Annotated in this window: 12 protein-coding genes; 6 read left to right on the forward strand and 6 right to left on the reverse strand. The window is 52.1% G+C overall.

The features are described 5' to 3' along the window. Positions 1-95: 95 nt before the first annotated feature. The 6 genes from rplU to folA all read left to right on the forward strand — a co-directional run bounded on the left by rplU (position 96) and on the right by folA (position 4009). Positions 96-407 (forward strand): 50S ribosomal protein L21, encoded by a 312-nt coding sequence (gene rplU, locus BZG83_RS14635; RefSeq protein WP_069589607.1) that lies wholly within the window; start codon positions 96-98, stop codon positions 405-407. 19 nt (positions 408-426) lie between these two features. Beyond that, the gene (gene rpmA, locus BZG83_RS14640; protein ID WP_069589603.1) at positions 427-684 is read left to right on the forward strand and encodes a 50S ribosomal protein L27; all 258 of its coding nucleotides are present in this window, start codon (positions 427-429) and stop codon (positions 682-684) included. 219 nt (positions 685-903) lie between these two features. Further along, a complete protein-coding gene (gene cgtA, locus BZG83_RS14645) occupies positions 904-2067 on the forward strand; it encodes an Obg family GTPase CgtA (protein ID WP_069589601.1) in 1164 nt (387 codons plus the stop codon). Between the two features lie 200 nt (positions 2068-2267). After that, a complete protein-coding gene (locus BZG83_RS14650) occupies positions 2268-3047 on the forward strand; it encodes a threonine/serine ThrE exporter family protein (RefSeq protein ID WP_069589598.1) in 780 nt (259 codons plus the stop codon). Then, the gene (locus tag BZG83_RS14655; RefSeq protein WP_077455813.1) at positions 3044-3508 is read left to right on the forward strand and encodes a threonine/serine exporter family protein; all 465 of its coding nucleotides are present in this window, start codon (positions 3044-3046) and stop codon (positions 3506-3508) included. Before BZG83_RS14650 ends, BZG83_RS14655 begins: the two co-directional genes overlap by 4 nt. A gap of 18 nt (positions 3509-3526) precedes the next feature. Beyond that, positions 3527-4009: a type 3 dihydrofolate reductase gene (folA, locus tag BZG83_RS14660; protein WP_069589594.1), complete on the forward strand. Its 483-nt coding sequence runs from the start codon at positions 3527-3529 to the stop codon at positions 4007-4009. Here the strand turns inward: folA and apaH are convergent. From apaH to lptD, 6 genes are all read right to left on the reverse strand, one after another. Then, the gene (gene apaH, locus BZG83_RS14665; protein WP_077481623.1) at positions 4006-4836 is read right to left on the reverse strand and encodes a bis(5'-nucleosyl)-tetraphosphatase (symmetrical) ApaH; all 831 of its coding nucleotides are present in this window, start codon (positions 4834-4836) and stop codon (positions 4006-4008) included. The genes folA and apaH overlap by 4 nt on opposite strands. Before the next feature lie 21 nt (positions 4837-4857). After that, positions 4858-5241, reverse strand: coding sequence for a Co2+/Mg2+ efflux protein ApaG (gene apaG, locus BZG83_RS14670; RefSeq protein ID WP_077481625.1), 384 nt, complete (start codon positions 5239-5241; stop codon positions 4858-4860). 14 nt (positions 5242-5255) lie between these two features. Further along, entirely contained in the window at positions 5256-6062 is an 807-nt protein-coding gene (gene rsmA, locus BZG83_RS14675; RefSeq protein ID WP_077481627.1) for a 16S rRNA (adenine(1518)-N(6)/adenine(1519)-N(6))-dimethyltransferase RsmA, read from the reverse strand. Next, complete coding sequence (pdxA, locus tag BZG83_RS14680; protein WP_077481629.1) at positions 6059-7045, reverse strand: 4-hydroxythreonine-4-phosphate dehydrogenase PdxA; 987 nt, start codon at positions 7043-7045, stop codon at positions 6059-6061. Before pdxA ends, rsmA begins: the two co-directional genes overlap by 4 nt. Continuing rightward, positions 7035-8330 carry a peptidylprolyl isomerase SurA gene (surA, locus tag BZG83_RS14685; protein ID WP_077481631.1) on the reverse strand — a complete coding sequence of 432 codons (1296 nt, stop codon included), beginning with the start codon at positions 8328-8330 and terminating at the stop codon, positions 7035-7037. Before surA ends, pdxA begins: the two co-directional genes overlap by 11 nt. A gap of 54 nt (positions 8331-8384) precedes the next feature. Next, a partial coding sequence (lptD, locus tag BZG83_RS14690; RefSeq protein ID WP_131825100.1) for an LPS assembly protein LptD occupies positions 8385-9895 on the reverse strand: 1511 nt, incomplete at its 5' end.

Genomic DNA, 9895 nt, shown 5'->3' on the forward strand with positions numbered 1-9895 from the left:
ACCGTAGAATTCGCGCCCTATTGATGAATTATATGCGCACCCCTTACTGCTCAAATATTAAACGTAGTAGGCCGTGCGGAAATGCGGAGTAAACCATGTACGCAGTTTTCCAAAGTGGTGGTAAGCAACACCGAGTAAGCGAAGGCCAGACTATTCGCTTGGAAAAGCTAGACGTTGAAACTGGCGAAAGTGTTGAATTTGACAACGTGCTGCTAGTAGCAAACGGCGAAGACGTTAAAGTTGGCGCGCCATTTGTTAGTGGCGGTAAAGTAACAGCGGAAGTTGTTACCCACGGTCGTGGCGATAAAGTGAAAGTCGTCAAATTCCGTCGTCGTAAACATTCTCGCAAGCAAATGGGCCACCGTCAGTGGTTCACTGAAGTGAAAATCACTGGCATCAGCGCTTAAGAGTTAGGAGAGAGAAGAGATGGCACACAAAAAAGCTGGCGGTTCTACTAAAAACGGCCGCGATTCAGAAAGTAAACGTCTAGGTGTTAAGCGTTTCGGTGGTGAGTCTGTTCTAGCAGGTAACATCATCGTGCGTCAGCGTGGTACTAAATTCCACGCAGGTACTAACGTAGGTTGCGGTAAAGACCACACTCTATTCGCTTTGACCGACGGTAAAGTGAAGTTCGAGACTAAAGGTCCTCAGAACCGTAAATTCGTTACTATCGAAGCTGAATAAGTTTCAACGCCAAGCGAATTTTGAAGCCCTGCCACTTGGCGGGGCTTTTTATTGTGTCTGGTGATCCCTCGTCGAGCCGCCGCCAATCCACGGTAAGCAGAAAGTCAGCCAAGGCTGAAAATTGATCCTAAGATCGATAAGATCGCCACACACCAATCTGGGATAAGGCTAGCAGCCCGGGAACGAGATGTTTCTGGCCGCTGGTGCGGAGAAGTTAGCATGAAGTTTGTAGATGAAGCGATAATTCGCGTAGACGCGGGTGACGGCGGCAATGGTACCGTCAGCTTCCGACGTGAAAAGTATGTGCCCAAAGGGGGCCCAGATGGCGGCGACGGTGGCGATGGCGGTGATGTATACCTGCTCGCCGACGAGAACCTTAACACCCTGATTGATTACCAATTCGAGCGCTTTCATGCCGCAGGGCGTGGTGAAAATGGTCGCGGTGGTAACTGTACCGGCAAACGCGGTGATGATTTGGTGCTGAATGTGCCTGTTGGTACCCGTGCTGTCGATGAAGATACTGGTGAAGTGATTGCCGATTTGACCCAACATGGCATGAAAGTCATGGTGGCAAAAGGCGGCTTCCATGGGTTGGGTAATACCCGATTCAAATCATCCGTCAACCGCGCGCCACGCCAAAAAACCATGGGGACCAAAGGGGAAGTCCGTCAGCTGCGCCTAGAGCTGTTGCTCCTCGCCGATGTGGGCATGTTAGGCTTGCCGAATGCGGGTAAATCAACCTTTATTCGTGCGGTGTCGGCCGCTAAGCCAAAGGTCGCTGATTACCCCTTTACCACCTTGGTGCCAAGCCTTGGCGTGGTCCGTGTCGCTGCCGATAAAAGCTTTGTCGTGGCGGATATTCCGGGTCTGATTGAGGGCGCTGCCGATGGCGCTGGACTGGGTATTCGCTTCTTGAAACACCTTGAGCGCTGCCGTGTCTTGTTGCACATGATTGATCTCATGCCTGTGGATGGCACCGATCCAGTCGACAATGCGTTTACCATCATTGATGAGTTAAACCAATACAGTGAGAAGCTGGCAGATAAGCCGCGTTGGTTGGTCTTTAACAAAGTCGACCTCATGCCAGAAGAGCAGGCGCAAGAGCAAATCGACCGTGTGTTAGAAGCGCTCGCGTGGGATGATAAATATTACGCGATCTCTGCGATCAACAAGGCGAACGTCCAGCCACTGATTTACGATCTGATGGGCTTTATTGATACCTTACCGGCACCGACGCCAGAGGTTGAGCCAGAAGATGAGACGGTGGCCTTCAAGTGGGATGACTACCACGAGAAGAAACTCAATCAATCGGACGATGACGACGATGATTGGGACGATTGGGATGAAGACGACTACGACGTCGAAATCATCTACAAGCCTTAACCTGACAACCGCTGCTCCCGAGCAGCGGTTTTTTTATGCCTATCGTCGCCATGTTTGATCGTCGCTGTATTGGCTGAGCGCAGAAAAAGGTACGCTGCCCAATTCCGACAAGGAAATCGGAGGTGTTTTATTTGCATCAAAGATTTTAAGCAGTTATTCATCAATACTGCGATAGTAGATAAAGGCGAGAGGGATAGCGGGTGACGAGACGGTTAACCGAACCAGAACAGCGTGCGATTTCACGTTTGGTCATAGAAGTCGGGCAGCGACTTTTGCAACATGGTGCAGAGAGTAAACTGGTGAGCGATGTCAGCATTCGCTTGGGCAAAGCGTTGGGGCTAGACAGTGTTGAGCTCGCGCTATCAGCCAGTTCATTGGTGGTCACCACCTTGAACCGCGGCCATTGCATTACCACTGCGAGACAGTGCCCCGACCGCGGGATCAATATGCAGGTGGTAACGGATATTCAGCGCACGGTGATCCTCGCGGAAAAGGGCATTCTCGACGCGCCAGCGGTGCGTAAACGTCTCACCCGCATCAAGCCTCATCGTTATCCTCCTTGGCTAGTGGTGGGCATGATAGGGCTTTCCTGTGCCGCGTTTAGCCGGTTGGCCGGTGGTGATGCGGTTATCTTTGCCTTAACCTTTGTCGCATCGGCGTGCGGCATGCGTGTGCGCCAACTGCTTGCCCACCGTCAGTTTAATCCTTTGCTCACTTTTGCGCTTACCGCCATGGTGACCACCTTAATTTCAAGCGTGGGGACGGTGATGAATTGGGGCAATGAACCTTTTCTGATCATGGCATCGTCGGTGTTGATGTTGGTGCCGGGTTATCCGCTCATTAACGCGGTCTCTGACATGGTGAAAGGGTTTGTCGATATGGGGATTGCACGCTGGACCATGGCGTCGTTACTGACCCTCGCCACCGCGCTCGGCATTGTCGGGGCGATGAATCTTGTCGGCGCATGGGGGTGGTTATGAGTTTGCTGCTTGCCCTATTGGAAGATATGTTTTTTGCCATGATCCCCGCGGTAGGGTTTGCCTTGGTCTTCAATGTGCCTGCCAAGGCGCTCAAATACTGCGCTTACGGTGGCGCGATTGGTCATGGGCTAAGGTTTGTGTTGATGGAGTCGGGCATGGCTATCGAGTGGGCGACGCTTGCGGGCGCCACCACCATCGGGTTTTTAGGGGTGTATTGGTCTCAGCGCTTTCTGGCCCATCCTAAGGTATTTACCGTCGCCGCCATTATTCCCATGATCCCCGGCGTTTACGCGTTTAAAGCGATGATCGCCTTGGTTACTATCAATAACCAAGGATACACGCCGGCCTTGTGGGCCAGCTTGATGGAGAATTTGATTAGCGCTGGGTTTATCTTGGCCGCATTAGCCATTGGTCTTGCGATGCCGGGGTTATTATTTTATCGTCGCCGACCAGTGATTTAATTCAATGAGGCCAGCGTAATGCGAGTCAGCTTAATTGCCGCAATGGCAAAAGACCGAGTAATTGGAAAAGATAACCAGATGCCTTGGCATTTGCCGGCTGATYTAGCGTGGTTTAAGCGCACCACCCTAGGGCATCCTGTGGTGATGGGGCGTAAAACCTTTGAGTCGATTGGCCGCCCTTTACCAAAGCGTACCAATATTGTGATCAGCCGCGATCCTGACTATCAACCAGACGGCGTGACCGTGGTCGCTTCACCTGAGCAGGCGCTGGCCGCGGTGGGTGATGTGGCTGAGGTGATGGTGATTGGCGGTGGGACCATTTATGACGCGTTTTTACCGCGCGCGGATCGCTTGTATCTCACCTTTATCGACACCCATGTTGAAGGCGATACTCGTTTCCCTGATTGGGGTGAAGGGTGGACGCAAGTGGCCAGTGAAACCCATGCACCGGACGAGAAAAACGCCCACCCACTGACTTTTACGGTTTGGGAGCGTGGTTAAGCACCGTCACTGAGCGCTGGCTGGGTAAAGCAAACCTTGTCTTCCCAACGCAGCAAGGTTAACTCACCGCCCCAAACACAGCCGGTATCCAGTCCGTATAAGCCGGGCTGGATGGTTCCCCCTAAAGCCGCCCAATGGCCAAACACAATCGCGTGTCCCAGTGGTTGTTGGCGCGCCACCTCAAACCAAGGGATGAGACCCGTGTCTGCCGCTTTCGCAGGARGCAACTTGCATTGCATATCGAGGCGACCATCGGGCCAGCAAAATCGCATCCGGGTCAAAGTATTGATGATATAGCGGTAGCGAGGCAGGCCTTCCAGCGTTTCCTCCCAGTGATCGGGTTGATCCGCATACATATGTCGTAATAACCACGCTTGCTCATTGCTGTGCAGTATGGCTTCGACTTCTCGCGCGCAGGCGACAGCCGTCGCTTTATCCCATTGTGGGCTAATCCCCGCGTGGGTCAGCAAAAAGCCACCGTCGTCTCGCGCTGATTCGTCGATTAACAGAGGCTGAGCCGCTAACCATTCAAGCAATGTTTCTCGGTCTGGCGCGTCGAGGATCGGCTGGGTACGGTCTTTTGGCTTGGCCGGTTTAATCCCGTGTGCAACGGCTAATAGATGCAGATCGTGGTTGCCAAGGACTATCTTGGCCGACGCGCCGAGCGAATGAAGATAGCGCAACACGGATAAGGAATCCGGTCCGCGAGCGACCAAATCACCCGCGACATAGAGGGTATCGTGAGTGGGGGAGAAATCAACGCGCGCCAACAGCGCGCGCAGTTCTTGGTAACAACCTTGAATATCCCCGATAAGATAGGTAGCCATGTGTGGCCTCCTTGAGGGACGYTAGTGAAGAATGTTAGGGAGCGCGAGGCGGAACGGCTCAATTTCCACTTTAAACTGGTTATCGGCTTGATCTTGCATGGTATAGAAACCCTGCATCACACCTACAGGCGTTTCAATGATGGTGCCACTGGTATAGGTATACTTTTCCCCCGCGGCAATACTGGGTTGCTCTCCCACCACGCCTTCGCCCTCAATCTCGAGCTCTTTACCGTTGGCGTCCGTGATTAACCACTTGCGTCGCATCAACTGTGCGGGCGCATCACCTTGGTTTTTAATGGTGACGGTGTAAGAAAACACAAAGCGCTCGTTGTCCGGCTCGGATTGATCTTCGACGTATTGGGTCGCGACATTAATCTCGAATTGCGGGTTATCGGTGGCTTGCAAGTCAAGGCTCCTGTTTATTGTTGATGGTTGGCGTCCAGCCAGTTTGCCAAACTGACAAACTGTGCCAGCGTCAAATGTTCCGGACGCAAACTAGGGTCAATACCGAGCTCAGTCAGTGTGTCCACACTCACCAAGGATTTGAAACCGTTACGTATGGTTTTACGGCGTTGGTTGAAGCCCTCACGACAAACGCGCTCTAACCATTGCATGCTCGTTGCAGGGTGCGGCAACGTTTTGTGTGGGACCAGACGCACCACAGCCGAGTCCACTTTAGGCGCAGGTTTAAACGCGCTGGGTGGGACTTCTAGTACCGGAATGACCTGACAGTAATATTGCGCCATAACGGTCAATCGGCCGTACGCTTTGGTTCCTGGACCCGCCGCCAAGCGGTTTACCACTTCCTTTTGCAACATAAAGTGCATGTCTTGCACATGGCCTGCAAATGAAAACAGATGGAACATCAAAGGGGTCGAGACGTTATAAGGCAGATTACCGAAAATCCGCAAAGGCCCTTGCTTGGCAAGCTCGGCAAAATCAAACTGCATCGCATCCGCTTCGTGAACGGTTAACTTGCTGGCCATAAATGGGTGACTACGCAGGCGAGCGGCAAGATCGCGGTCAAGCTCGACCACGTTTAAATGATCCACTTGCTCGGTGACAGGCTCAGTCAACGCGCCCAGTCCCGGACCAATCTCAACCAGATTTTCACCGGATTGCGGATTGATGGCCGAAACAATGCCGTCAATGATGTAAGGGTCGTTTAGGAAGTTTTGTCCGAAACGTTTTCTGGCGCGGTGGCCTTGGTGGACTTTATCGCTCATGCTTTGCTATCTACTAATTCAATGGCGTGGGAGATGGCCGTCCGCAGGCTTCCTGTATCCGCCGTACCAGTACCTGCTAAATCCAGTGCGGTACCATGATCTACTGATGTTCTGATAAAAGGGAGACCCAAAGTGATATTCACTGAGCGCCCAAATCCTTTGAATTTTAACACAGGTAAGCCTTGGTCGTGATACATCGCCAGTACAGCATCGGCATCTTGCAGATATTTCTCTTGGAAAAGCGTATCAGCAGGGAGCGGTCCGACCAAGTCCATCCCTTGCTCGCGTAACTCGTCGAGCGCAGGTTCAATGATGTCAATTTCTTCGCGACCAAGACAGCCGTCTTCCCCAGCGTGCGGGTTGAGACCACAGATATAAATACGCGGCTGCTTGATGGCGAATTTCTCTTGCAAGTCTTGATGCAAAATCGCAATCACATCATGCAGACGCTCTCGGGTGATCGCTTTGGCGACGTAGGCGAGCGGGATATGGGTAGTCACGAGTGCGACACGCAAGCCTTCAGTGGCAAGCATCATCACGACCTGATTGACGTTTGCGTGTTGGGCAAAAAACTCCGTATGACCGCTAAATGAAACACCAGCACGGTTGATAATGCCTTTGTGAACGGGGCCAGTGACAATGGCAGCAAATTCGCCGTTGAGATTCCCTTCAGCGGCGCGTGTCAGTGTCTCAAGCACGTAGCGGCCATTGGCTTCATCTAAGCGGCCCGCCACTACAGGCGCGCCGAGTGATATATCCTCGACAATCAGCGTACCGGCTTGGTGTGGCGTGGCTGGCTGCGTGGTGTCGTAGTGCTCAAGCGTCACTGATAGGCCAAGTGTTTTGGCGCGCGCTGCCAACATGTCTCGATTGGCCACCACCACCAGTTGGTGTGGCCAAGGATGCTGTGCCATCGCTAAAATTAAATCAGGGCCAATCCCCGCAGGTTCTCCTGGGGTGATGGCAATACGCTTAACGGTCATCGCCGAGTACCTCGACGTACGCACCGGCGCGTAACTCTTGCAACCATGCTTGTGCTTCTTCGTTAAACTTGCGGTTAAACAGCATACGATAGGCTCGGTTTTTAACCGCTGCATCGGTTTTATCCACTTCGCGACGGTCGGTGACTTCAACAATATGCCAGCCATGTACCGTTTTGAATGGCTCGCTGATCTGGCCTTGTGGAAGGGCATCCACTTTGGCTTTAAAGGCAGGGACATAGACATCTGTGGTTGACCAGCCTAAGTCACCCCCATTGACTGCCGAGCCAGGGTCATCACTGTACTGTTTAGCTAAATCGGCAAAACTCTGATCACCCCGTTTGATCTGGGCGATGATGTCATTCAGCTCTTTTTGTGCGCCTTTATCACTAAGGACAATCGATGGCTTAATCAAAATATGACGCGCTTTAACCTCAGTCACCGCGACGGTCTCGAGTCCTTCTACATCGGTGATTTTAAGAATATGGTAGCCCACACCACTGCGGAAGGGGCCAATAATGGCATCTTTCCCTTGGTTACTGATCTGGTCGGCAAAGATGGTCGGCATTTCCTCTAAACGGAGCCAGCCCCAATCTCCCCCGTCGAGCGCTTTCGGTCCTTTCGAGTATGCCATGGCCAAATCGGCAACTTTTCCACCGTGACGCAGTTTGTCGACAAGCTCAAATGCTTGCTTTTTCACGGCTTCGCGAGTGGCTTTATCCGCGTCATCATCCAGCTTTAGTTGGATATGAGACAGCTTGTAGCGCACTTTTTGCAGTTGTTGTTCGTTCAGCTGCTTGGCCAAGGATTCGACTTCTTGAGGCAAAATGCTGATCCGACGACGCACTTGGGCATTGCGTGCTTCTGAAATGGTCAGCTCGCGGCGCACTTGTTCGCGGTATTGCGCCCAAGAGGTGCCTTGCGCGCTAACTTGTTTACGCAGCTCATCAAGGCTCAGCGACTGTTCTTTGGCGATATTAGTAATTGCCTGTTGTAGCTGGCTATCGTCAATTTGAATGCCTAAACGCTTCGCTTCTTGTAATTGCAGCTCTTCGACAATTAAGCGTTCGCGCATTTGCTCTTCCAGCACGGAGGCTGGTGGCAGTTGACGCTCATTTTGTTGTGCGTTCAGCGTCACGGTGCGACGCATGGCTTCCATATCACTGTTCAGCACGACCCCGTCGTTAACTACAGCGACCACGCGATCCAGCTCTTTGGGTGCTGCGTGGGAAAAAGGTGTAAGCAACACTAAAACGCCAGTGATGAGGGCGTGACTCCATTTGTTCATGCTTTGTCCACTTCTTTAAAAATCGTTCTACTGTCCAGACCACAGTGTGCCGTGTTAGTTCTTCAGCGCAAAAGGATCGCGGTAGCCAAGGGCGTTTCCTGAGTCTGTACTGAAGTTGAAACCGCTTTGTGCGCCGAGACCCAGCAGACTAAACGAGAGGGTGACGTTGTTGTCGTATTCAGGATCGCTGTTGATGTTAGAGCGCGAGAGCAAGTACTCATTGTAGCTCAGCCCAATGACCCAGCAGTCAGAACGGTAAGTCAGGCTAAACTGGTTTTCCAGCATGACATCTTGGGTCAGATCGCGCCAGTATTGCCCTTTAAAGCTCAGCCCGTTCCAAAGTGGGAAGCCTGTCACGACACCTGCTTGCGACAATCCATCGTCCGTTAGCTTGCTGATATCTCGGTTTGGCAAGGTCGATACTATGTACTCCTGCGCCACGTAACGATAGCTGGTTTGCGCGTAAAAGCCATCCTGACGGTATTCCGCAATCGCATTACCGAATTGCAACTCACTTAAGTTGCTGTCGTACTGCATGGAGCCGCGAACAAAGAAGTTGTCGTTGAAATTGGCTTCCCCTTCGAGCGCCCACGCGGAATAGTCGAACGCATCCACATCTTCATCCGAGGAGCGATCAAAATAATAGATTTGACCAAACGACAGGTTAAAGCGCTCTTTATAACCGCTGTCGTAAAAGCGTGTGGTTGCCCCGTAGGTGAGTTGGTTAGCGGGGTTGATAAAGTCGATACTACTGAACTGATTACCGCGGAATAGGCCATAGTAATCGGTTTGTAAGCGCGCAGTATCATAGCCGCCCCCGTTGTAGTTCACCGGGTTATAGATATCACTTTGATTGACATCCTTGATATACAAGTACTGCACTTGTGGCTCAAGGGTTTGACTAAAGTTGTTCCCCATCGCCCAGAAATTACGCTCAAGTACCAGTCCTGAGTGTAACCGCAATGTGGGGATCTTCCGCTCGACTGACTTACTCAGTTTGGCGGTCGACTCCGCATCGGGTGAGGCGTTATTAAAGCGCTGATCGTAGTGAGTGTAGAGCATGCTGGCTTCGGCGGTGGCGCTAAACCAAGGACGCGTGAAGGGAATGCTTAAGGTCGGCGCCAAATGGGTCCGGGTGGCTTCAGGTTTGTTCGGGTCATCACTGGCAAACACGCTCAGTTGTGCGGGCAAACTAATATCTGCCCAGCCCAAGGTTTGCGGCGCATAGTAATTGAGGTCAACCTGCGGCATGAGGCGATAGACACTGGTATTCTCAGTCAGTGCTTGGAAATCTCGGACACGTACCGTGCTATTCCAATCTAACCCGCGATAGCTGATTTCGCCGGTTTGTAGCAAGGTGTTGTCTTCCCGCTTACCCACATCGGAGTCGATACTTTGAAAATAAGCAATATCACTGACTTTGCTGTAATCGGCCTCATAGCGCCAGTGACCTTGAACACCACTGTGTTTCCAGTTAAAGCCCCAACGCTCATCCAGTTCTGGATTGAGCTGGTCGTCAGGAAGGTACTCGGAATATAACGAGCCGCTGCCAAATGGGGCTAAAT

The sequence above is a fragment of the Salinivibrio sp. PR919 genome (assembly GCF_001995355.1).
Taxonomy (GTDB): Bacteria; Pseudomonadota; Gammaproteobacteria; order Enterobacterales; family Vibrionaceae; genus Salinivibrio; species Salinivibrio proteolyticus.